This window comes from Streptomyces sp. NRRL F-2664, assembly GCF_000719345.1.
GTDB lineage: Bacteria > Actinomycetota > Actinomycetes > Streptomycetales > Streptomycetaceae > Streptomyces.
Map to the genome: position 1 here is coordinate 1 of NZ_JOFX01000497.1, position 294 is coordinate 294.

Consider the following 294-nt stretch of genomic DNA (forward strand, 5'->3'; position numbering starts at 1 on the left):
CCGCTTCGCAGACGGTCTCCTGGGCCGACGGCGCCGGTGAGGAGGGGCGGGGTGAGGGGCCGGGCGAGCTGAAGACTGAGGTCAGCCGGACCGTTGAGGACGGGCGCCTGACCGAGACCACCACCGTGGCGCCCGGCACGGATGCCGAGACCTCCGCCTCGCGGGTGGTGGACCTGGCCACCGGAGCCGTGCTGGAGGAGGCCGGCCCCGGCGGGCGGGTCCTGTCACGTACGGAGTACGACCGCCAGGGCCGGCCGTCTGTGCACACGGTGCTGCCGGACTCCGACAAGCCGC

Annotated in this window: 1 protein-coding gene; it reads left to right on the top strand. The window is 74.8% G+C overall.

The window, feature by feature from the left end:
- Positions 1-294: hypothetical protein (locus IF89_RS40070; RefSeq protein ID WP_043195116.1), on the top strand; the 294-nt coding region annotated here is incomplete at both ends.